We start from the raw sequence: 21,052 nt of genomic DNA on the forward strand, positions 1-21,052 counted from the left end.
ACGTTTTGGACTGACCTCAGTCCAACCGAAGTTTGACTGAAACGATTGTTTCATGTAACGTTCGTTTCATGAATTCCCGAAAAGACGAATTACTCAATGCCACAATCGACTATCTCGCTCAACATGGCGTAGCCGATCTCACGCTACGCCCGTTGTCGGCGGCCATTGGGACCAGCGCAAGGCTCATTATTTTTCATTTCAAGTCCAAGGAAGATTTGCTCATGGAAGTGATGATTGCGGTCCAGGCAAGGTTACGCAATTCGCTCACCAGCATTTCGCTCGAAGACGCTGCTGCCAAGCAAATTTCTCCAATGAAGCTGTTTTGGAACTGGGCGATAAAAAAATCGAATTTTCCGTATTTAAGATTGCTATACGAGATGCATTTCATCGCGATCCAGAATCGCGAGGTCTATCAGCGATTCCTTGATCACACAAGCTTTAGCTGGCTGGAAATTATTCAGGGCTATTTGCCAGTCGAGATGCGATCGAAGGCAGTCGCCACATTATGTGGAGCCGTATTTGAAGGTCTTGTCATCGAGTTGTTGAGCACGGAAGACGTCGATCGCACCACAAAAGCCCTGGACCACTTCATTGAAATGCTTCGCCATGAATGGGGGCATATCAAAGAAAACCCCGTGGAAAAGAAGACTGCCCAGTCTGCAAGGAAGTCCGCCAAGTCGGCTGCGAAGTCATCGACAAAGCGCAAGGTGAGCTAATCAAGATTCCATGAAATAGACCAACATAGTTGCCAAATACAGGGGAACTGGCGATGAGCATTTTAGAATCACGGCGCGCAGCCGTATCCATGGCAGGAGTATTGCTGGTGCTGATTGCCGCAAGCCTGCCTTATGCAAAATGGGTGGACGAATTTCAAAGCGTGACCCATTTGATTTTTCACGAGTTGATCTGGTGGGGAATTGTTTTTCTGGTTTTGGCATATGTACACTTTGTCGAGAAGAGGCCGCTCGCTTCGATTGGATTGCGCGCGCCAAAATGGACAGATTTACCGACCGCCGTTGTTTTTGGGATTGTTACGCTGGCTGGGCTGATAGCTATCATTAATATTGGCTTGCCTGCGCTCGGGCTGCAGCTTAATGGGGAGAACGTGTCGCAAATAAGCAATACTCCATTCTGGTGGAGGGTAATTTCTGTTGTCAGGGCGGCGGCTTCCGAGGAAATGCTATTTCGCGGATACGCAATTGAACGCATTCAGGAGCTTACGAAAAGCAAGATGGCGGCAGCAATTATTACTTGCATCGTTTTTACTTTGGCCCACGTTGGCCCATGGGGTTGGTCGCATATTCTTGTTGCGGGGTTCGGCGGTATTGCATTCACCCTCTTGTATCTGTGGAAAAGAAACCTTTGCTTGAATGTCATTGCACATTTTATGGTCGACGCTGCTGCGTTTCTTTGAAGTCAAATCGTGCTGCCCCGTGTTGCCTGTTTCTGCCAGATTGCGCACGCGCACGCCCTAATATCAAGACCTTCTCGCTACCCTGGCGCTTGCATCCAGCCGTCGAGACCATCCTGATTTCAATCTTTGCAAAAACCCGACGCGTAGGACATGGCTGCGGATGCCAGAGCCGCCACGGCTCATACGGAGCTGCGGCGGCGCTGTACAACACACTAGCTAAAACGACGGACGATCAACGCGCGAAATCCGCGGTGTTGGCAACGAAGGCATTCAGGTTGCCGATGTTCAGGCTGCCGAAGCCGGTCACTGCATCCCAGCCCTTGCCAGCCTTGTAGCCGTAGGAGCTGCTGTAGCCGTTGGTGCCGGAAGTCACGTCATGCAACAGCGAGGCGTTGGCTGCCAGCGGGAAGTACTTGTAGAAGCTGGCGGCAGGGAAGCCCAGGCCGTTGGAATTGGCCGATTGCAGGCGCGCCCACACGCCGGTGAAGATCGGCGCCGCCAGGCTGGTGCCGCCAACCGTGTTGAGGTAGCCGTTCTGGTCGGTGGTGCTGCCGTTGATGACCAGGTTGGCGCCGCTGGCGCTGGCGGCGTCGAAGGCGATGTCCGGCAAGCCGCGGGTAGTCTTGCCTGCTGCAATCACGCCGGACTGGTAGCTCGGTGCCGCTTCGAATTTGCTGTAGCCGCCGCCGGTGGCCCAGATGCGCTTGGTGTTGTCGACATCGCCGGCAGCGTCGTACTGGCCGATCGTCCGCAAGCCTTCATTCCACACGGTTTCGCTGCTGTAGGAGCCGGCGTTGGTGTACAGGGTGGTGCCGCCGACGGCAATCACGTAAGGCGAGCTGGCCGGTTCGCTGACGTCATAGGTCGATTTGTTTTTCGGCACGCCAGGCGAACCGGAAATCGAACTGACCTGGCAGTTATAGGCGCCGGCATCGCCGGTCGATACGGAGAAGGTCTGGCCTTGCGCAACTGCCTGCTTGAAAATGTTGTCGTCGGCTGCTTGGGTGCCGTCGCTGTTGGCTGCTGCTTCGCAAGCACCCAGCGAGACGTTGATGACCTTGGCCAGGTTGTCGGACACAGCCTGGTTGTAGGAAGCGGTGATGCTGCTGAACTGCATGTCTGGCGACGCGTAGAAAATCAGCTGTTGCACCGCGCCGCCGGTAGTGCCGGCAATGGTCTGGCTGTCCAGGTTCCACTCGACCATGCCGGAGGTGTCGCTGTAGTCGCTGCCGTCGGCGCCGGTTTGCACCACGTTGGTGTTGATGGCGGCAAAATTATTGCTGTCGGTGAAGGTGTTCAGGTCAGAGATAGTCTGCGTCAGGTCGCCTTCGGAAATGATGGCGACGGTGGTGTTCGAGGCGGTCGGCGTGCTGCCTGCGTTATAGATGCCAGGGAATTCCGCCGGGCTGTGCGAAGTCGCCACTGGCGTGGCGTTGGTGCGGGCCTTGGCTTGCATTGCAGCGCCGGCTTGTGTCTGCGACTGCCTGACAAAGTTGGTATGGGCCAGCTCGACGTTCTGCAGGCCGAGCACCGAGCCGACGATATGGCCCAGGGCTGCCGGCACTTGGGCGGCGTCGGTATTGGCGAACACCGGGCGGCCCTCTTGCTGGAAGCGTTTCAGCGAAGTATGGAAACCGGCTTGCACGGTAGCTGCGGTGCCTGAGGCTGACACCAGCTGGCGATTCGGCGAGACTTTGATATTCACAAAGCCGGCCTTGCGCAAGTGCGCCACTACTGTCGCCGCATCTTTTTCCGTAGGCGCATATTCAGCTTTGAACTGGGCCGGCGTCAGGAACTTGCGGTGAGCCGCGCTGCCTGGCGTATGCAGGTCCTTCAGGAATTGATCGAGCTTGGCTTCGTTGCGCAGGTTTAGGCTCAGGGTGACACGCACCGGTTCGCCTTGCGCCATTTGTACCGCGGCTTCTGCCGGTGTCTGCATGCCGGCGTCGACTGCCGTGCTTTTCTGTTTCGCCTGTACTTGCGGCAGGAACGCCTTGGTCTTGGTGGCGACCCAGGTATCGTCGGCGGCGGCGTGGGCAAGGCCGGACAAGGATGCAAACGCCAGTGACAGCGCTAATGACAATGCCGAAGCACGGGGAATCGCAAAGCTTGCTGCTGTTTTTTTCGCTGCTGTTTCCGCTGCTGTTTCCGATTTCATACGCTTATTCCTCTTGAGTAGAACCGATAAGTGATGCCGCAGCCCTGCAAGGCAATCCGCCTTGCACAGGTTGATCCGGCGCTGGAGTCTGCATCGCCGGCGGCGATGCAGGAGATAACGGACGTCAGTCCGTTAAGGGGTCGGCGGCAGCGTCAACGCTGCCTGTGCCGGAAAGGGGGAGGTGCTGCCGCAGGGCGACGCTGGCCGCGCGCTGATGGCGATGGCAAGAATATGGAGATGCATCGTTGCGTGAAAATCATGGGATTTCCCTCTTGAGGATGAACAACACCGTCGCGGCTCTTATGGAGTCTTACTTGTTATGCCAATCGAGATGGAAAAAGGGGTCATGCTTTTGGGAAATATTTGAACCGATCTGTCTAATATTTGTAAGCAAATGTTAGCGCCGGTTTTATTGCCGGCGGAGGCCGTGTTTTGCCGCCCCAAGGTCCGTAGCAAAACATCAAGCTGCATGGCGCAATCAGCGATCCGGCAATCCCGGCGGATCGTGGCCATTCCATTCCCTGCTACTATATTGGGTTTGGATCTTCGTCCTGGCGCCGCCTCAGCGCCGTCCTCTGGTAATTGCTCAACATGAATAATCCGTCCTCCCTTCCCGACAGCGACGTCAGCAGCGGCATGAGCCGCGCCGAAGTCAAGGCGAGCGCCTCGCTGGCCTCGATCTTTGCCTTGCGCATGCTCGGCCTGTTCCTGATCCTGCCGGTCTTTTCGGTGCACGCCAAGACTCTGCCCGGCGGCGACAGCGCTGCGCTGGTCGGCCTGGCGATGGGGATCTACGGCCTGGCGCAGTCGTTCGGACAAATCCCGTTCGGCGTCGCCTCGGATAAATACGGCCGTAAGAAAATCATCGTCATCGGCCTGATCTTGTTTGCGCTGGGATCTTTCATTGCCGCCGCCGCCGGCGATATCTACTGGGTCATCATCGGCCGCGCGATACAGGGCGCCGGTGCGATCTCGGCTGCGGTGACCGCCTTCATCGCCGATTCCACCCGTGAAGAGCACCGCACTAAGGCCATGGCCATGGTGGGCGGTTCGATCGGCCTGACTTTCGCCTTGTCGCTGATCATTTCGCCGCTGCTGTATGAATGGATAGGCATGGGCGGCATCTTCGCCATGACCGGCGTGCTGTCATTGGCGGCCATAGTCGTGGTGCTGTGGCTGGTGCCGAGCGTGCCGCTGGTCAAGGCTAAGCGTGTGGCCTGGTCGGAAATCCTGCGCAACGGCGAACTGATGCGCCTCAACTATGGCGTATTCGCGCTGCACATGACGCAGATGGCGATGTTCGTGGTGATGCCGGCGGCGCTGGTCAAATACGCCGACCTGCCGGTCGCTTCGCACTGGAAAATCTATCTGCCGGTGGTGCTGGCGTCTTTTGTCCTGATGCTGCCGCCGGTGTTTGCCGGCGAGAAGCAGGGCAAGATGAAACAAGTGATGGTGGCGGCGGTGGCCTTGTTGTTCATAGTGCAACTCGGCTTGCTGGCGACATTCTCGATGGAAACTATTCGCTGGCAGTGGCTGGTTGTGCTGCTGTTGGGCTTTTTCATCGCCTTCAACGTGCTGGAGGCCAGCCAGCCGTCGCTGGTGTCGCGCATCGCGCCGCCGGCCGCCAAAGGCGCCGCCCTCGGCGTCTATAACACCATGCAGGCGCTGGGCCTGTTCGCCGGCGGCGCCATAGGCGGATTGCTTAAACAGCATGCAGGAGCGCCTTCGGTGTTCATTTTAGGAGGGGTAGCGACCCTGTGCTGGCTTATAATCGCATCCAGCATGAAAAATTTGCCACGCCGCAGCCAGGCGGCCGTTTCAGCGGCAGCATAGATTTCAAGGCATTGTTCAACGCATTTATCAAGATATTCGTAATCAGGAGAGAATCATGGCATCGGTCAATAAAGTCATCATCGTCGGCAATCTCGGCCGCGACCCGGAAACGCGCTACATGCCAAACGGCGAAGCAGTCACCAACATTGCCGTTGCCACCACGGAAAGCTGGAAAGACAAGAACAGCGGCGAGAAAAAAGAATTAACCGAGTGGCACCGCATCACCTTCTACCGCAAGCTGGCGGAAATCGCCGGCCAGTACCTGAAGAAGGGTTCGCAGATCTATGTCGAAGGCCGCCTGCAGACCCGCAAATGGCAAGACAAGGACGGCGCCGAGCGCTACACCACTGAAATCATCGCCGACACCATGCAGATGCTCGGCAGCCGCCAAGGCCAGGGCGGCAGTGCGCCTATGGATGACGGCGGCTACAGCAGCGCGCCGCCGGCACGCCAGAACACCGGCAGCGCACCGGCAGCGGCAGCTTCCCGTCCGGCGCCTGCTTCGCGTCCGGCGCCGAATTTCTCGGATATGGATGACGATATTCCGTTCTAACCGGAACCATTAATTCAGTTGTAAACAAAAGCCGGAAAGTTTGCATGTAATCAATACCTTACATGCGGATTTTCCGGTTTTTTTATTGCCCGAAATTTTACCTGGCAGGAACCACACTGGTTTTGTAAAGTAATGCCTTGGTAGTTATTGTTGTGTAATGGCTACCCTGCTCATTAATGATCAATGCGTGTACCGTCCGCAGAAAATTACGTGGGAGCGGTATCGAGAAAGACGTAGAGCGCAGCGATTTTTTCATCGCGAACGATGACGACATCCCAGCCCGTGTAGTCCGGGGCTTCGCCGCGCGGGCCGGAACCCCAGGCGATGCGCGCGGCGTTGCCGAGAATTTGCGGTTTGCTGTGCGGTGTGTAGACGAAATGCGGATGCGTCGCGCGCAGGTCGCCAGAGAACTTGTCGAGCGCGTCCTGCCCGGCAATGGCGCCCATCGGGGTGTAGACCATGCAGTCTTCGGTGTAAAGCTCTTCGATCGCTGCGCGACGGCGCGTTGCATCGCCTTCGCCGAAGACTTCTTGGAGGTTGCGAAACAGCAGTTCGCTGATACGGTCTGTCATGATACTTCTCCTTCAAATTAAGTTGTGGACCACTTCTGGTCGCAAAGTGTGAAAATTTCGTTTCTGCTCATGTCCTGACACAGGTATGTCTGGACGATGTGAATCACGCCACCGTGTTACTGGGCAAGCGCCAGGGTCTTGGCAATTGCGGCGACCACGGCTGAGCGAGTCGACACGTGGCCATACCAACGCTTCACGCTCGGAAATTTTTCGAGCGAGGCGCCGATTGCCTGATGGCGCCAAATCCAACCGAAATGGGCGATGTCCGCGATGGTGTATTCGTTGCCGGCAACGTACTTGTGATGTTCCAGTACGCGATCAAGCACACCGAGCACCCGGTCGACTTCCGCAAGGGCTCGTTCCTTGGCTTCAGCTTTGGGTGCCGACTGGATGGAGACCAGGAAGGCCTGCAGGAAAGCCGGGCTCAAGCCGGAAGCGTGAAAGAAAAGCTGTTCGAACACCTTTCCGCGGCGGGCTCCTTCGGTTGGCAAAAGTTGCCCGCTCTTCTCCGCGAGGTAGACGAGGATCGCGGCGGACTCGCTGAGTACCACCTTGTCGTCCCCGGACATGGGGATGCGGTCCACCAGTACGGGGACCTTTGCGTTGAGATTCATCTCCTTGAACGCATCGGTTTTCTGCTCGCCTTGGCGCAGGTTGACCGGAACCAGTCGATAGTCGAGTCCCATTTCTTCCAGCGCGATGGGGACTTTGACGCTATTTGGCGTCGCGAATGCAAAAACTTCAATCATGGCAATCTCCTTAAGTTGGGTGGGCAATGGCAGGTATGGCGCGCCGATTGCAAATGCTTCACGACCGACGGCCATCCAGGCTGATGCGGCCACCGCCAAGGGCAATCACGTGCAACAAGCCACCGGCCATCGCGATATTCTTGAAGAAGTGGATGAATTGGTTCTGGTCGGCGAGATGGTTGTGGAAGAACACGGCGGTCGCAAGCGTGAACAAGAACATGACGCCGGCGACGATGCGAGTTTTGTAGCCGAGCAGTAACGTGATGCCACCGACGATTTCGATGAACGCGGCAACGCCTAACGCGATCGCCGGGAGAGGCAAGCCGACCGATTGTATGTAGCCGATGGTCATCGCCGGGGCTGCAATCTTCGACAGCCCTGACAGAATGAAGATGGTGCTGATCATCAGGCGTCCGATAGCCGGAACGATACCGTTGAGGGCACTGGGATTGGACAGAGCAAAGCCTTCTGCCTTTGCGTTAACTTGAGTGTTCATGATTTTTCCTTTGAGGTTAAATTTTTGCGGTGATGTTCAAAAAATGATGTGTCAGGTGGCCTGCTCCAACTAGAGGCCGGCCACCCGGGGCCTTGTTAAACCTGTGCTTGCCCGCCGTCGACGAAGATCTCCGTACCGGCGATGTAGCTCGATTCGGACGAGGCAAGAAAGGCTGCGACGCTTGCCACTTCTTCGGGGTCGCCTACGCGTCCGAGCGGAACTGTCGTCGCCATGTAGTCGAGCAAACCTTGTTGTTGTGCTGCGTCAGGACCGGCAAGGTCGACCAGGCCGGGCGTCTTGATCGGGCCGGGGCTGATGACGTTGACGCGAATGCCGCGCGACTTGAGGTCGAGGGTCCAGCTGCGGGCCAAATTGCGCACCGCCGCCTTCGAGGCGCTGTAGACGCTGAATGCCGGCGTGCCCTTGATGCTGACGTTGGAGCTGGTGAGAATCACCGATGCGCCATCGACCAGCAGCGGCAGTGCCTTCTGAACAGTGAACAGCACACCCTTCACGTTGCGGTTGAACGTGTCGTCGTATTGTTCTTCGGTAATCGAACCCAGGGGCAGCATGGAGCCGCCGCCGGCGTTGACGAATAGCACGTCGATGTGACCGGCTTGACCCTTGATGCTCTCGTAGAGGTGATTGAGATCGTTCAAATTGCCGGAATCCGCTTGGATGCCAGTGGCCTTCAACCCGATCGCTGCAACTGCCTTGTCGAGTTCTGTTTTGCGGCGGCCGGTAATGAAAACCTGTGCGCCTTCCGTTGCGAAACGCTTGGCCGTGGCCAAACCGATTCCTGAGGTGCCGCCGGTGACAACGGCAATTTTTCCTTCCAGCTTGCGTGACATGAATTTCTCCTTGATTGGGGTGGTGTGGTGCTACATGACCAATTTATGGCATCATGGAGTTTTTTAAAATAGCAACAATTGAAAACTATCGTTGCAAATTTGTAGATGTCAAAACTACCGGATTTTGAAGGTCTTGCTATGTTTGCCAAAGTCGCCGAGGAAGGCTCCTTCGCCGCGGCTGCGGCTGCAATGGGAGTTTCGGTTGCCACGGTGTCCCGGGCTGTTACACGCCTTGAGGAACGCTTGGGGGGCCGACTTTTCAATCGCACTTCGCGGCGTCTTTCGCTGACCGACTACGGCCATTCGCTGGCAGAACGAGCGGAAAAAATGTTCGCTGTCGCGGCGGAGGCGGAAGAATTTGCACGGGAGGCATCGAGTCGGCCCAGAGGCCTTGTCAAGCTGGCGGCTCCCCTATCGTTCGGATCGCGCTGGGTCGCACCGCTGCTACCCGAGTTTTTCAAGCTCTATCCAGATATTTCTGTCGAGCTGCATCTCGGAGACTCCCGTGCCGATTTGATTGGCGAAGGATTTGACGCGGCTCTGCGCATCGCGATCATGGAGGATTCGTCGCTGGTAGCACGATTGATTGCGCCCGTTCGCCGATTTGTCGTCGCTGCTCCAGCTTATCTGTCTCGTTACGGTTATCCCCAGCATCCCCGCGACCTCGGTGCGCACCAATGCCTTTCGTACACGACCAGGGGCAAGCAAGATGTCTGGCGCTTCACCAACATAAAAACTGGCGAGGAATGTGCGATCACCCCGACCGGGATGTTGCGAGGAACAAGCTTGGAAGCCCTAGTGCCTGTGGTTCTTGCCGGGATTGCCGTCACCGAACTGCCTGAGTTTGCAGCTGCACCGTTCCTGAGAGAGAATCAGCTCGAGGCCATCATGACCGATTGGCGATTGCCGGAAGGTGGCTTGTATTTTGTTACTCCCTCCAACAAGGCTCGAACGGCAAAAGTCAGGGCGCTTGCGGATTTTTTCATCTCGAAACTTACCGATGCGGAATGGCGTGCTGATTCGAAGTGAAGACAGGCGAGCCCCCCGTAGGTCAAACCTGGACGGCCAGTGAGGAAGTGCCGCCCCGACGAGCCAGCGCCATTGTTTTCGATATTGCGTTGAGCGTCTTCCTGTGTTGGTAGACCGCGCTGTTGGCGAACCGCTGTTCGATCCCACCGTTTACGCGGTAAGCAAACTTCGCTTCGAGAATCAAGCCAGCAATTCCATCGAAGCGGCCTTAAGAGCCGTGATGGTCTTGTATATCTTTTTGGAACTGCGGCATATCGGCCTTAACCAGGGGCTGCGCGAGGGGGAACGTACTTGGCTTCGGGGGAGATAGATGAGTTGGTGCGACTGTGTCGACTCCCCATGAAACAGCTGTACGTCCTCTTTGCGATCCGTCCTTTCGAACATGGCTAGGGCGACACGGTAAAGAGCACAGCGGAATCCAATACCGGAGCCATGATGCGTAGATACTGGATTGCGTGCATGAATGCTTGCTGGCTTGATCAGATGTCGCGCTACGGCCGCTTCCTGAATTCATTGGGCGACACCTGCGCCCAGCGCTTGAAGGCGCGGCGGAAGCTTGAGGCGTCGCTGAAGCCAAGCCGCTCCGAAATCGATTCATGGGTCATCTCGGTGCGCGTCAGATAGGTCGATGCCAGCTTGAACTTCACCTCATCGACGATTTTCTGATACGTCGATCCTTCGCTGATGATCTTGCGCCGCAGCGTGCGCGAATGCAGGCCGAGCCGGACCGCCATTTCTTCCAGCGAAGCGAATTGACCCGACTGGCTCAGCAAATGCCGGTAAATCTTGCCGACGACGCCGCGCCCGCCGTCGATGCGATCCAGCATGTCGTGGCAGGTGTCCTGCACCAGCTGAAATGTGACGGCGTGGGAGCCCAGCGGACGCTGCTCCAACCAGGCCTTGTCGAAGCGTAGCTCGGTGCTTGCAGCATCGAACTCGATAGGACAGTTCAACACGCTGTGATAATGGGCGGCCCCGGCCGGCGCGCTGAACGCGAAACTGGCCGAGCTCAGCCGGAAGGCGTTGCCCGATACGCTTTTGTGCAGCGACAGCAGGATGCCGCTCTGGTATTCCTGCACGAAGCGTTCCATCGCTTCGTGCAGCGTAAAGTCAGGCAGGGCGCGGATGATCCAGACGGCATCGTCGCCCGCTTCGTCGAGTTCGAGGTCAACGATGGGCGTGGCCAGCTCCCGGTAGGTGAGCCCGAAATTGACAGCGTCGCGCACGGTGGCGCTGCTGAGCAGGGCGTAGCCGTAAAAGCCGTAGTCGGTGAGGTGGAAGGATGCGCCCAGTTCCAGCGGGCTGGTCCGGCTTGGCGTCAGGCGCAGGAAATTATCGAACACAGTGGTGACCTGTTGCCGCGAAATGAAGGAATAAGGATTGTTCAAGTCGGCTGTCGTAATGCCGGAGCCGGCCAGTGCCTGCTCGACCGTGATGTCGTTGGCGGCCAGATGCGCCGTCAGCGGAATCAGCTTATAGACCGGATAGATGCGCTCTGTCGAGCCGATGTATTTGACTTCCGCCACGCCTGTTCTCCTGTCTTCGGTGCCGGCCGTAGAATGCGGAACCGCTGTCCGCGCTTCCTGGATAGCTCAATCATGACTGTTGACGGCTATCATATACGCTCCCGGCGCTTGCAGGCAGATGGGGCAAAGAGATCCGCCGGCAACGGTTCCGCGCCGGGTCAGACGAAGGCGCTGAAGCCGGTGACGGCCTTGCCTACGATCAGGCTGTTCATCTCGCGCGTACCCTCGTAGGAATACAACGCCTCGGCGTCGGCGACGAAACGGCCGATATGATGTTCGAGCAAGATGCCATTGGCGCCCAGCAATTCGCGCGCCCAGCCGACCGTCTCGCGCATGCGCACCGTGCAGATGCCTTTGGCCAGCGACGCGTGCTCGTCCTTCATGATGCCTTGCTCCTGCAGCTGCGACAGGCGCAGGCACAGCGCCTGCGTCGACGTGATGTTGCCCAGCATGCGGAACAATAAATCCTGGATCAGCTGGAACGACGCGATAGGCTTGCCGAACTGCTCGCGCTTCTGGGCGTAGCGCAGTGCGTGCTCGTAGGCCCCGGTGGCGCAGCCCACCGACTCCCAGGCCACGGCCGCGCGACTCATGCGCAGCACGCTGGCGGTATCCTTGAACGAGTTTGCACCTTGCAGGTGCTGGGCGTCCGGGACGCGGCAATCGCGCAGCGTGATCAATCCGTTCTGCACCACGCGCAGCGCCATCTTGGTGACGATCTTTTCCACCGTAAATCCGGCCGTGTCGTTTTCTACGATGAAACCCTTGACCTGACCGTCATCGACATCGCGGGCCCAGATAATGGTCAACTGGCCCCAGGTCGCGTTGCCTATCCATTTTTTCTGGCCGTTCAGGATCCAGCTGTCGCCATCGCGCTTGGCCGTCGTTTGCAGCCCACCGGCGGTGCCCGAGCCGGTTTCCGGTTCGGTCAGTCCAAACGAGCCGATCTTTTCGAGCGCGGCCATCGGCGGCAGCCATTTGGTTTTTTGTTCTTCCGATCCGCACAGGAAGATCGATCCCATCGCCAGTCCCGTGTGCACGCCGAAGAAGGTCGAGATGGAGGCGTCGACGCGCGCCATCTCCATCATGACGAAGCCCATAAGCATCATGCTTTTGCCGGGACAGCCGTAACCCTGGTAAGGCAGGCCGCCGATGCCCAGCTTTTGCATTTTCGGCAGCAGCTCGAACGGGAATGCATCCCTGGCCCAGTAGTCGTTGATGATCGGCTCTACCTCTCGTTCCATGAAGGCGCGGACCTTCAGGCGGATGGCGTTGTCGTCGTCGTTCAGGGTCTGGCTGACGGAGTAAAAGTCGCCGTTGGCCGGCGGCAGGGATTTGGGTGAGCGCTGGGCTTGGTCGTTCGATGACATGGCGGGATCCGTATCAAAAGAATGGTAAAGGGCGGGTTGCGGCGAGGTCGTCAAGACTTGGCCGCGACGGCGCCGGACGATTTCAGCTCGGCGATTTCGGCCGCGCTGAAGGCTAGCTCCTGCAAGACTTCGATGCTGTGCTGACCCAGTTCCGGCGCCAGGCGTGGCGTCACCTTCGGCACGTCCGCCAGCCGCATCGGACTGTTGACGGTGTGCGAGGCCTCGCCGTATGGTCCTTCCAGCGGCACCAGGATGTCGTTGGCGATCATCTGCGGATCGCGCACGATTTCGTCGAAGGTTTGAACCACCCCGAAAATGACGCGACCCTGATCGAGCACAGTGCGCCAGTGCGCCAGCGGCTGACTGGCGAAGACCGGATCGAGCAGCGCCACCAGGTCGGCGGCGTGCTGCACCCGCAGCTGCTTGGTGGCAAAGCGCGGATCGTCCGACAGCTGCGGCAGGCTCAGCGCCTGCACGAAACCCGGCCAGTCCTTTTCCTGCGCTGCCACCAGCAACAGCCAGCGGTTGTCAGAGCTGCGGTAGGGGTTGAGCAAGGCGTTAGCCGGGCGCTTGCGGTCGTGTTGCTCGACGAACTTGGCGCCGTGCAGCGCGCCCTCGATCCAGGTCGCCGCCGCCCATGCGCCTTCGGCGATCAGCGACGTCGTTACATGACCGCCCTTGCCGGTCAGCGTGCGCCGGTATAGCCCGGTGACGATGGCCGAGTACAGCGTCACGGCCGTCGCGTGGTCACCGATGCCGGGGATGGGCAGTGTCGGCGGACTGTCAGCGTCGTGGGTCACGTCCATCAGCCCGGTGCGCGCCCAGTAAGCGGTGACGTCAAAGCCCGGCTTGTCCGCTTCCGGACCGTCCAGGCCGTAACCGGTGATGTCGGCATAGATCAGGCGATCGTTGAGCGGAGCCAGCTCCTCGTATGTCAGGCCGAGCGACTTGCGCACCTTGGGCGGAAAGTTCGTCACCAGCACATCGGCCCACTTCACCAGCCGGCGCAGCACGCGACGCGCGGCCGGCGACTTCAGATCGAGCGCGATGCTGCGTTTGTTGCGGTTGGTGAGCTGCCACGCGTAGTTGCTCTCGCAGGCGGGGTTGGGCGGCGTCATGTAGAAATAGCGGTAGGGATCGCCCAGACCGGGCGGCTCGACCTTGATCACGTCCGCGCCGAAGTCGGACAGGATGGTGGTGGCGGCTGGCCCGGCAATAAAGCTGGCCAGGTCGAGGACCTTGAGGCCGGTAAACAAACTGGCTGGCGGCGTGGCGGTCATGGATTTCCTCTTCTGGTTCGGCGATCAAGTAGGGGGCGGAGTTGCCCGACGAGGCTGCCGCGGCAGCAACCGTGATGGCATATGCTCCCCCATGCCGAGCAGCCTGTCTTTTGCTCTCCTGCGCGCATGTCGCAATCATGCGGCGCCAGAGCGCGCGGGCGCGCTAAAAGGCGTTCAGGCCCTTGATCAGCGGACCGGACTGGCGAACCAGACCGGAAAAGTCAGCATGCTGCAGTTTCGCCACTTCGATCGCATAGTTGAGCAGCTCCGGATCCTTGCGCGTGGCCAGGTCGTGTAATTCGTGGGCACTGTCTTGATACACCGTCAGGCTTATATACCAGGACACCAGATCGCACACCAATTCATTGGGCAAGAAACCGATCTGCTGGCCCAGCGAGCGATACACCTGGGCGTAATCTCTCTGTCCTGAGAAGCGGTGGCTAGGGTAGCGCCGCTGCTCGGTCAGCACCTGCAGTTCGTTCTGCAGAGTGTTCAGGTATTCATCGCTGATGCGCGTGCTGAGCGCAATGATTTCGCTGCGCAGCGCGCAGGCGACGTTACTGCGGATCAGGCGCGATTGCAGGCGTTGCTGGATGCTGTTGGTCAGGAAACCGGCGAAACCGCCTATCAGGCCACCGGCCATCGCGCCTATGAGTTGCGGCCAAGGTATATCCATGTTGCGATCTCATTATGTTGATTGGGGTGGGCGCGGACGAATGGATTGAGCAGGAGCAGGAGCTGCAGCGGGCGCTTAGCGGGCGCCGCGGAAGGCAGCCGGCGTCATGCCCGCCAGCAGCGCGAAGCGGGTTGTGAAATAGCTCTGGCTCTTGTAGCCGACTTCGAAGGCGATGTCGGCAATGCTCTTGTCGCTTTCGATCAGCATCCTTTTGGCCGATTCGATGCGGCAGCGCATGATGCATTGGTGCGGCGATTCCTGCATCGAGTGCTTGAACATGCGAGCGAAGTGATAAGGGCTCATATCGAGCTGGTCGGCGATGTCCTTGAAGCCGATGTCTTCCTGATAGTGGGCCCGGATATAGTCGACGGCGCGGCGGATTTTGTAGCGCGGCAGTCCACCCAGGATCACGGACGGCGCCGGCGTGTCGGTGTAGGTGCACAGCAGGTGCTGGCCAATGACGATGGCAACCGACTCGATGTAGGATTTCTCCAGCTCGCGCCGGCTCTGCATCTGCTGCTCGATCGAGCGCACCATGTGCCACATGAAGGGGTCGACCGAGGCGTACTGTGGCGCCATCTGGTAGCCGTGATAGCCGTTGGCCTGAGCCAGCGCGGCCAAGAAGGTCGGCTTGACGGCTATGCTGGTTATCTGGGCGTCGGAAGTCCATGCGGCGCTGAGGGCATGGCCGGCCGGGACGATGCAGACGTGGCGGTCCGACACCTTGATCTGCTGCAGCTCGTCGTGAGCATCGCGGTAGGTAAGAATGGCCGACGCGTGCATGCCGGGTGCGGTGATCTCGTGGTCGTCCTGGATTCGCTCGCGCGCGCTGGCGCGCAAGCCCTTGCCGCTGCGGATGCGCATGTCGTTGCAGCGTGCTTCGAGGATCTCTTGCTGTGCGCAAGCGCGTTCGGCCACGCACGGCATCATGGCAGGCCCCCGGCGCCGTTGGCCGCAATGGCCGCCAGGGCCACCGCCGCCGGCCGCCTGATAGCGCTAACCACACGGCACGGCCAGGCGGTGAGCAGTAGAGTTGGTAGACACTGACGCATGGTGTATCCCTATGAGGTGAGATGACCTGCCGGGGGTAATTCAATCGATGTTGTTCTGATTCTCGCACTGGCCGCATCGGACCGGGAGTGCCGTTTCGGACAATTAGCGCGACAAAAGAGGACAGTGACGAGGGCGACGCTGGAGTACCTCGCAAACACACAGCGCTATACTTATTTGAGGCCGTGGCGGAAGGCCTGTGGCGATTGCTTGGCCCAGCGCTTGAACGCGTGCCGGACGATGCCGGGCCGAGGCCTCGGCGTGTTGGATGAATAAAACGCGACGTGGAACGGGCTTCAGTCCGGGCCAGTCAAGACGAGCGCTGCCAACTTCGCCGTCATGTGCGACGTTGGCAGTGGGGTAGGTTGATTTTTTCCGAACTTTGCATTCTCTTGCGTCGGCGCGTGCCCTGCACCTTCAGCGCGCCTCCGCGTAGGCGATCCCGCTCAGGTTACCCTGCGCGTACAGCAGCGTCTTGCGATCCGAGCCGTCGAGCCGGGCCGAGTAGACCGAGCCGCCGAGGTCGGTCATGAACATGCGGTCGCCGTCGAGGTCGAGCGCGATCCCTATCCCTTCCATCAGATGGGTGAACAGGATTTTCGGTGCCGGTCGCGACCCGTGCGCCGGGGCGTCCATCGGCGCGCAGTTGACGGTGTTGCCGCGCGGCGGGCTGCCGCGGTCGGTCCAGTACAGCAGCTGGCGGCGCAGGTCCAGCTCGAGGTCGATCGGCTCCGGCAGGCCGTCGTATAGCAGTTCGATGTCGCTACGGGCAGTCGGCCGCTCGCCAGACGGCAGGTCGATGCTGGCGCGGAAGATGCGGCCGCGGTCGCCGTCGTCCGGGCCTTTCTGCGACCAGTAGATGTGGCCGCGCTCGGCGTCCACTGTGATGCCGACGCACCAGCGCTCCTGGTCGGTACGGTCGGCCGCGCCCTCGCCGGTCTGGACCAGCGTCTCGATGGCGCTGCCGTCGAGATTGGCGCGCATGACGCGCATCCCTTCTCGGTCGCACCAGTAGAGCTTGCGGTTGCGCTGGTCCAGGTGCAGTTGCTTGGGCGTGAACGTAATGCCGGGTGGGATGACGGTGCAGCGGTTGCCGCCGTCGAGGTCGATGCGTTCGATGGCGCCGTCGTTCATGTTGGGCACGCCCATGTCGGTCCAGTAGATGTGGCCGGCGGCCGTGTCGATGGCGATGCCGTCCGGAAGGCGGCAGTTCCGCAGCAAGGTCTTGCAGTCGCTGCCGTCGGGCCTGACTGACAGGATGCGGCCACCGCTCAGGTCGAGCACATACAGCAGGCCGTCGCCGGCGGGAGGGAGATGACTCATGGTTATCCTCGTTTTCAGTGGGAGAGTGGGTGTGCCGCCGCTTCAGGATGCGGTGCGCTGTCAGCGGCCGCTGAACTGCGGCGCGCGCTTGGCGAGGAAGGCCGCCGTGCCTTCGCGCTTGTCGTCGGAGGCGGCGCAGACTGCGAATAGCGCGCTTTCGAACGCCAGGCCGTCGCTCAGCGCCGTGTCCATGCCGCGCAGCACCGCCTCGGTGGCCAGGCGCACGGCCAGTGGGGCATTGGCGCCGATTTGCTGCAGGATGACTTCGGCGCGCGCAATCAGGTCGTCGGCCCCGACGACTTCGTTGACCAGGCCGATGCGGCAGGCTTCCTGGGCATCGATGGTGGCGGCGCTCAGGATTATCTGCAGAGCGCGGCCGACGCCGACCAGGCGCGGCAGACGCTGTGTGCCGCCGAAACCGGGTAGCACGCCTAGCCTGACTTCGGGCTGACCGAACGCGGCCCGCTCCGACGCTATGCGCAGCGTGCAAGCCATCGCCAGCTCGCAGCCGCCACCGAAGGCGTAGCCGTTGACGGCGGCAATTACCGGCTTGCCGAGGCGTTCGATGCGATCGAACACGTGCTGCCCCTGGCGCGTGAAGCGCTGGGCATCGACGGCGCCGATCGCGGCCAGCTCACCGATGTCGGCGCCGGCCGCGAAGGCCTTGCCTTCGCCGCTCAGGATCACGCCTTGCACGGAGGCGTCGGCGGCGGCCTCGTCGAAGGCGGCTAGCATCTCGGCCAAGGTGGCTTGGTTGAGTGCGTTGAGCACGGTGGGGCGGTTCAGCGAGATATAGGCGATGCTGCCGGCCGTGCGGTAGAGCAGGTTGTCATAGTGCGGCATGGAACAAGGCTCCTGATAATTGGTGTGCCGGGCCGGCGGGCCGGCCTGGACGGAGGCGGTCTGGTTTTATTCGTTGGCGCGCGCGGCCAACAGGCTCAGCAGTGCTTCGTCGCGCTGCCCGGCCAGCTCGTCGAGTGAGCGTCCGTCCGCTTCCGCCTTTACGCCGTCGATCATTTGCTTTCTGATTTCCGGCGTAATCACCGGGTTGCCCAGAACTTTCCACCAGGCTTGCATGGGGCCCGAGAATTGATCGAAGAAATGCTCAATGCCTCCTTCACCGCCGCCGAGGTGATAGAGCAGCGACGGGCCCATCACGCCCCAACGCAGGCCTGGACCCCAGCAGACGGCGGTGTCGGCGTCCGCCACGCTGAGCACGCCCTCGGAAACGAGGTAAACGATTTCGCGAAATAGCGCCGCCGCCAGACGGTTGGCGACGTGGCCCGGCATTTCCTTGTGCAGCCGGACGGTGCGCTTGCCAAGGCCGTCGTAGAAGGCCGTCACGCGCTCAATGGTGGCTTCCGACGTCAGCTTGCCGCCGACGATCTCGACCAGCGGAATCAGGTGCGGCGGATTGAACGGGTGGCCGATCACGCAGCGCTCGGGATGCAGCTTGCAGCCGGTCTGGATCGCCGACATGGTCAGGCCGGACGAACTGGAGACGATCAGCGTGTCGGCCGGCAGCAGGCTATCAAGCTGCTCGTACAGTGCGATCTTGAAGTCGAGCCGCTCGGGACCGTTTTCTTGCACCAGATCGGCGCCGGAGACGGCGTCGGCGAGGTCGGCCGTGAAGCGCAGTTTGTTCTGGTCGGCGCCGTCGACCATGCCAATCCGTTTCAGCGCCGGCCAGGCCTGGTCGATGTACTGGCGCAGTTTGGCTTCGGCATCTGGCGCGATGTCGGTGGCCGTCACGTGCAGGCCGCGGGCCAGAAACAGCGCGGCCCAGCTGGCGCCGATGGTGCCGCTGCCGATGATGGCAACCCGTTGGATAGTCTTAACCATTGTGCATTCCTCAATGTGGTGGGCGGAGTGGAGGCGCCTGACGAAGCTCCGGCGACGGCTTGAGGAAGATGGTAGGAGGGACATCCGCACACGTCTTTCGGATACGTGCGCACTTATCGCGAAAGTGCTGAAACAGCTGGTGCGGAAATGGTGCCGCTAGTGCGACGACGGCGCCGGTGTTTTTTTGGTAAGCCTCCGGCAGCGCCATGCGGAGCGGCCGCATGATTGCGCTATGGCCGCACAAGATCAAAAGACAGGCACGCCCGGCCCGGCGACCATACGCAGGCTGCCGTGCACCCCGGCAAGTTCCGGTTTCCTTGTCATCTCTTTACCGCTGAAAGCCGTGTTTCGCCCATGCCTAAATATAAATTACTGCTGAAAAACGCCGTCGGTGGCGATAGACAGGATCGCGGAATCGTAATAGCCTTCATCAACGCCAACTCGGGGCTGGGCGATTTGCGGTGGCTGGTCGGGGGAGACAGTTAAATGATGCGCAAGTTTTCATACAGTGGAGAGACATTCGTCGCTGGCAATGTGGCGATCTGTCCCATGTTCGTTGCGATGGAGCGGGCATGAGCGACGCGCCCGAGCCCGCTTATCGCTTCGCGCCGGAAGAGCAGCCGACTTTCCCCGGCTCTCCTTACGCGCCGACGCATCCAGGCTGGCGCCGGCTCGGCTACGTTGCCATAGCCTTGCTGGTGGGTGTTTCTTCAACACTTGGCAATGCCCTGGTTAACGTCAACGTCGCCAACCTGTCTGGTGCGATGGGGGTGTATGTCGCGCAGGCCAGCTGGTTGCCTGCGATCTATGTGGCGATGAACGCAAGCGCCAACCTGACCTTGGTCAAGGCGCGCACCCAGTTCGGCATTCCGGCGGTAACCAAGGGGCTCCTGATCGCCTATGCGCTGGCCGGCTTGTGGCAATTCCTCTTTCCCGGGTTCGCTTCCGCAGTGCTCATCCGTGCGGTTTGCGGCATGACGGCTGCGGCGCTCACCACACTCACCATCTACAATCTGCTCCAGGCTTTTCCGGCGAAGCTGCGGCCTCTTGGCCTGGTCATCGGGATTAGCATTCCGCAACTGGGCACGCCGCTTGCGCGCTTGATCCCGGTCGAGATGCTGGCGCTCGATAACTGGCGCGTCTTGCATTTGATCGAAATGGCGCTTGCTTTGGGTGTGCTGGCTGCAATTTCCGCGCTACCTCTGCCTCCGAGCGAGCGCAGCAAGGCCTTTCAGCCGCTCGATCTGGTTACCATCGCGCTGCTGGTGCCAGCGATCATGCTTGTCTGCGGCGTGCTGGGGCAGGGCCGCTTGCTGTGGTGGACGGATACGCCCTGGCTCGGCTGGGCGCTGGCGGCAGCGGTGCCGCTGTTCGCCATTGCCCTCCTGATCGAGCGGCATCGCAAACAACCCTTGCTGCAGCTCGGCTGGCTGGGCAGTATCGATATAGTGCGCTTCGCCATCGTCGCGCTGTTGGTGCGGCTGGCGCTCGCCGAGCAGACTTACGGCGCAGTCGGCCTGTTGACTTCGGGTGGGCTTACCAACGATCAACTGCGCACGCTGTTTGCAATCGTCGCGGCAGCCATGGTGCTAGGGACGATTGCGGCGGCGGCCACCTTGTCGGAAAAGCGCCTGCCTTACCAGGTGATTGCAGCGGCACTGGTGATTGCGCTTGGCGCCTGGATGGACAGCAACGCCACCAACTTGACTCGCCCGCCGCAGCTGTATTTGAGCCAGGCGCTGATTGCCTTCGGCACCACGCTCTTCATCGGCCCGGCCTTGCTGTACGGGTTCATCCGCATGTTCCGCCGTGGCGCGGACCATCTGGTGAGCTTCGTCGTGCTGTTCAGCATTACCCAGAATATCGGCGGCCTGGGCGGATCTGCGCTGCTCGGGAGCTATCAGGTGATTGCGGCGCGGGCGCATGTGCAAGCTCTGTCGGAACACCTGCTGGCAGCTGACCCGCAAGTCGCCGCACGCATTTTCAGCGGTGGCGCGGCCATCGCCAAGGTTGTCGCCGATCCGACGCTGCGAACCGCGCAGGGCGGCGCTTTTCTGGTTCAAGCGATGACCGGGGAGGCCAACATCCTGGCCTATAACGACGTGTTCCGGCTGGTCGCGCTGTTGGCGCTGCTGACTGCGCTCTACATCGCTTATCTGGTCATTTTTCATGCCGTCCGCAGTCGACGGAAAACCACGCCGGAAATTCCAACATGAGTGCCACAACTCCAGAGTCCCCTCCCGCGCACAAGCCAGGCTGGCGCCCCGCCCCCAAGCGGGCGTTTGCCACGATCTTGATTATCGTGTTGGCGGTCGCTGTTGTCATGGTGA

Annotated in this window: 19 protein-coding genes; 6 read left to right on the forward strand and 13 right to left on the reverse strand. The window is 60.2% G+C overall.

Translation table 11 applies throughout. The features are described 5' to 3' along the window. The first annotated feature begins 68 nt into the window (after positions 1-68). Together BCF11_RS13150 and BCF11_RS13155 are read left to right on the forward strand one after the other, a co-directional pair. Complete coding sequence (locus tag BCF11_RS13150; RefSeq protein ID WP_098495121.1) at positions 69-716, forward strand: TetR/AcrR family transcriptional regulator; 648 nt, start codon at positions 69-71, stop codon at positions 714-716. Positions 717-769: 53 nt separating this feature from the next. Then, positions 770-1,414: a CPBP family intramembrane glutamic endopeptidase gene (locus BCF11_RS13155; protein WP_098495122.1), complete on the forward strand. Its 645-nt coding sequence runs from the start codon at positions 770-772 to the stop codon at positions 1,412-1,414. Positions 1,415-1,646: 232 nt separating this feature from the next. On the opposite strand, the gene BCF11_RS13160 is transcribed toward BCF11_RS13155, so the two are convergent. After that, positions 1,647-3,572 (reverse strand): protease pro-enzyme activation domain-containing protein, encoded by a 1,926-nt coding sequence (locus BCF11_RS13160; RefSeq protein ID WP_098495123.1) that lies wholly within the window; start codon positions 3,570-3,572, stop codon positions 1,647-1,649. A 636-nt stretch (positions 3,573-4,208) separates the two neighbouring features. Here BCF11_RS13160 and BCF11_RS13165 point away from each other — a divergent pair. After that, positions 4,209-5,405, forward strand: a complete 1,197-nt coding sequence (locus tag BCF11_RS13165) for an MFS transporter (RefSeq protein ID WP_098497484.1) — start codon at positions 4,209-4,211, stop codon at positions 5,403-5,405. 55 nt (positions 5,406-5,460) lie between these two features. Beyond that, positions 5,461-5,958 (forward strand): single-stranded DNA-binding protein, encoded by a 498-nt coding sequence (ssb, locus tag BCF11_RS13170; RefSeq protein ID WP_098495124.1) that lies wholly within the window; start codon positions 5,461-5,463, stop codon positions 5,956-5,958. 206 nt (positions 5,959-6,164) lie between these two features. On the opposite strand, the gene BCF11_RS13175 is transcribed toward ssb, so the two are convergent. The 4 genes from BCF11_RS13175 to BCF11_RS13190 form a co-directional block, all read right to left on the reverse strand. Then, positions 6,165-6,530 carry a nuclear transport factor 2 family protein gene (locus tag BCF11_RS13175; RefSeq protein ID WP_098495125.1) on the reverse strand — a complete coding sequence of 122 codons (366 nt, stop codon included), beginning with the start codon at positions 6,528-6,530 and terminating at the stop codon, positions 6,165-6,167. Positions 6,531-6,646: 116 nt separating this feature from the next. Beyond that, the gene (locus tag BCF11_RS13180; protein ID WP_098497485.1) at positions 6,647-7,279 is read right to left on the reverse strand and encodes a glutathione S-transferase family protein; all 633 of its coding nucleotides are present in this window, start codon (positions 7,277-7,279) and stop codon (positions 6,647-6,649) included. A gap of 58 nt (positions 7,280-7,337) precedes the next feature. Further along, positions 7,338-7,775: a DoxX family protein gene (locus BCF11_RS13185; RefSeq protein ID WP_199110857.1), complete on the reverse strand. Its 438-nt coding sequence runs from the start codon at positions 7,773-7,775 to the stop codon at positions 7,338-7,340. Between the two features lie 95 nt (positions 7,776-7,870). Further along, positions 7,871-8,626, reverse strand: a complete 756-nt coding sequence (locus BCF11_RS13190; RefSeq protein ID WP_098495126.1) for an SDR family oxidoreductase — start codon at positions 8,624-8,626, stop codon at positions 7,871-7,873. Between the two features lie 105 nt (positions 8,627-8,731). Between BCF11_RS13190 and BCF11_RS13195 the strand changes: the two genes are divergently transcribed. Further along, positions 8,732-9,655 carry a LysR family transcriptional regulator gene (locus tag BCF11_RS13195; RefSeq protein WP_098495127.1) on the forward strand — a complete coding sequence of 308 codons (924 nt, stop codon included), beginning with the start codon at positions 8,732-8,734 and terminating at the stop codon, positions 9,653-9,655. 491 nt (positions 9,656-10,146) lie between these two features. Here the strand turns inward: BCF11_RS13195 and BCF11_RS13200 are convergent, their stop codons facing one another. The 8 genes from BCF11_RS13200 to BCF11_RS13235 all read right to left on the reverse strand — a co-directional run bounded on the left by BCF11_RS13200 (position 10,147) and on the right by BCF11_RS13235 (position 18,722). Then, positions 10,147-11,181 (reverse strand): AraC family transcriptional regulator, encoded by a 1,035-nt coding sequence (locus BCF11_RS13200; protein WP_098495128.1) that lies wholly within the window; start codon positions 11,179-11,181, stop codon positions 10,147-10,149. 158 nt (positions 11,182-11,339) lie between these two features. Further along, positions 11,340-12,551 (reverse strand): acyl-CoA dehydrogenase family protein, encoded by a 1,212-nt coding sequence (locus tag BCF11_RS13205; protein ID WP_098495129.1) that lies wholly within the window; start codon positions 12,549-12,551, stop codon positions 11,340-11,342. Between the two features lie 50 nt (positions 12,552-12,601). Then, complete coding sequence (locus BCF11_RS13210) at positions 12,602-13,831, reverse strand: CaiB/BaiF CoA-transferase family protein (protein ID WP_098495130.1); 1,230 nt, start codon at positions 13,829-13,831, stop codon at positions 12,602-12,604. 163 nt (positions 13,832-13,994) lie between these two features. Beyond that, positions 13,995-14,507 (reverse strand): hypothetical protein, encoded by a 513-nt coding sequence (locus tag BCF11_RS13215; RefSeq protein ID WP_098495131.1) that lies wholly within the window; start codon positions 14,505-14,507, stop codon positions 13,995-13,997. A gap of 75 nt (positions 14,508-14,582) precedes the next feature. Further along, positions 14,583-15,437, reverse strand: a complete 855-nt coding sequence (locus BCF11_RS13220; protein ID WP_098495132.1) for an AraC family transcriptional regulator — start codon at positions 15,435-15,437, stop codon at positions 14,583-14,585. 537 nt (positions 15,438-15,974) lie between these two features. Next, a complete protein-coding gene (locus BCF11_RS13225; RefSeq protein ID WP_098495133.1) occupies positions 15,975-16,880 on the reverse strand; it encodes a 3-hydroxyacyl-CoA dehydrogenase in 906 nt (301 codons plus the stop codon). A 60-nt stretch (positions 16,881-16,940) separates the two neighbouring features. Then, entirely contained in the window at positions 16,941-17,723 is a 783-nt protein-coding gene (locus BCF11_RS13230) for an enoyl-CoA hydratase-related protein (RefSeq protein ID WP_098495134.1), read from the reverse strand. A gap of 66 nt (positions 17,724-17,789) precedes the next feature. Continuing rightward, positions 17,790-18,722, reverse strand: coding sequence for a 3-hydroxyacyl-CoA dehydrogenase NAD-binding domain-containing protein (locus tag BCF11_RS13235; RefSeq protein WP_098495135.1), 933 nt, complete (start codon positions 18,720-18,722; stop codon positions 17,790-17,792). A gap of 572 nt (positions 18,723-19,294) precedes the next feature. On the opposite strand from BCF11_RS13235, the gene BCF11_RS13240 reads away from it, so the two are divergent. After that, a complete protein-coding gene (locus BCF11_RS13240; protein ID WP_098495136.1) occupies positions 19,295-20,938 on the forward strand; it encodes an MFS transporter in 1,644 nt (547 codons plus the stop codon). Positions 20,939-21,052: the final 114 nt, after the last annotated feature.

This window comes from Collimonas sp. PA-H2, assembly GCF_002564105.1.
GTDB lineage: Bacteria > Pseudomonadota > Gammaproteobacteria > Burkholderiales > Burkholderiaceae_D > Collimonas.

Excerpts from the sequence above, each read along its gene's own strand:
- BCF11_RS13240 (WP_098495136.1), top strand. The coding sequence starts at position 19,295 with ATGAGCGACGCGCCCGAGCCCGCTTATCGCTTCGCGCCGGAAGAGCAG.
- BCF11_RS13195 (WP_098495127.1), top strand. The coding sequence starts at position 8,732 with ATGTCAAAACTACCGGATTTTGAAGGTCTTGCTATGTTTGCCAAAGTC.
- BCF11_RS13150 (WP_098495121.1), top strand. The coding sequence starts at position 69 with ATGAATTCCCGAAAAGACGAATTACTCAATGCCACAATCGACTATCTC.
- BCF11_RS13230 (WP_098495134.1), bottom strand. The coding sequence starts at position 17,723 with ATGCCGCACTATGACAACCTGCTCTACCGCACGGCCGGCAGCATCGCC.
- ssb (WP_098495124.1), top strand. The coding sequence starts at position 5,461 with ATGGCATCGGTCAATAAAGTCATCATCGTCGGCAATCTCGGCCGCGAC.
- BCF11_RS13160 (WP_098495123.1), bottom strand. The coding sequence starts at position 3,572 with ATGAAATCGGAAACAGCAGCGGAAACAGCAGCGAAAAAAACAGCAGCA.
- BCF11_RS13185 (WP_199110857.1), bottom strand. The coding sequence starts at position 7,775 with ATGAACACTCAAGTTAACGCAAAGGCAGAAGGCTTTGCTCTGTCCAAT.
- BCF11_RS13205 (WP_098495129.1), bottom strand. The coding sequence starts at position 12,551 with ATGTCATCGAACGACCAAGCCCAGCGCTCACCCAAATCCCTGCCGCCG.
- BCF11_RS13165 (WP_098497484.1), top strand. The coding sequence starts at position 4,209 with ATGAGCCGCGCCGAAGTCAAGGCGAGCGCCTCGCTGGCCTCGATCTTT.
- BCF11_RS13180 (WP_098497485.1), bottom strand. The coding sequence starts at position 7,279 with ATGATTGAAGTTTTTGCATTCGCGACGCCAAATAGCGTCAAAGTCCCC.
- BCF11_RS13220 (WP_098495132.1), bottom strand. The coding sequence starts at position 15,437 with ATGATGCCGTGCGTGGCCGAACGCGCTTGCGCACAGCAAGAGATCCTC.
- BCF11_RS13190 (WP_098495126.1), bottom strand. The coding sequence starts at position 8,626 with ATGTCACGCAAGCTGGAAGGAAAAATTGCCGTTGTCACCGGCGGCACC.
- BCF11_RS13235 (WP_098495135.1), bottom strand. The coding sequence starts at position 18,722 with ATGGTTAAGACTATCCAACGGGTTGCCATCATCGGCAGCGGCACCATC.
- BCF11_RS13175 (WP_098495125.1), bottom strand. The coding sequence starts at position 6,530 with ATGACAGACCGTATCAGCGAACTGCTGTTTCGCAACCTCCAAGAAGTC.
- BCF11_RS13215 (WP_098495131.1), bottom strand. The coding sequence starts at position 14,507 with ATGGATATACCTTGGCCGCAACTCATAGGCGCGATGGCCGGTGGCCTG.
- BCF11_RS13225 (WP_098495133.1), bottom strand. The coding sequence starts at position 16,880 with ATGAGTCATCTCCCTCCCGCCGGCGACGGCCTGCTGTATGTGCTCGAC.
- BCF11_RS13155 (WP_098495122.1), top strand. The coding sequence starts at position 770 with ATGAGCATTTTAGAATCACGGCGCGCAGCCGTATCCATGGCAGGAGTA.
- BCF11_RS13210 (WP_098495130.1), bottom strand. The coding sequence starts at position 13,831 with ATGACCGCCACGCCGCCAGCCAGTTTGTTTACCGGCCTCAAGGTCCTC.